General features: G+C 67.7%; 1 protein-coding gene. It reads left to right on the forward strand.

The annotated features are described in order from the left end of the window. Positions 1–359: RICIN domain-containing protein (locus OO67_RS35475; RefSeq protein WP_033305960.1), on the forward strand; the 359-nt coding region annotated here is incomplete at both ends.

The raw sequence follows: 359 nt of genomic DNA on the forward strand, positions 1-359 counted from the left end.
ATCACCGGCATCGGCGGCAAGTGCGTCGACGTCGCGAACGGGGCGAGCGCCGACGGGACGCAGATCCAGCTGTGGACGTGCAACCAGTCCGCGGCCCAGAAGTGGACGGTCGCCACGGACCAGACACTGCGCGCGCTCGGCAAGTGCCTGGACATCAGCGGCGGCGGCACAGCCGACGGCACGAAGATCCAGCTCTACGGCTGCAACAACACAGCCGCCCAGAAATGGGTGCCACAGGCCGACGGCACCCTGAGGAACCCGCAGTCCGGCAAATGCCTCGACGCGGCCGGCGTCTCCTCCACCGACGGAACCAAGCTCCACCTGTGGACCTGTCTCTCCGCCGTCAACCAGAAGTGGGT

Origin of the sequence: Streptomyces atroolivaceus, from assembly GCF_000717025.1 — a bacterium.
GTDB classification, from domain to species: domain Bacteria; phylum Actinomycetota; class Actinomycetes; order Streptomycetales; family Streptomycetaceae; genus Streptomyces; species Streptomyces atroolivaceus.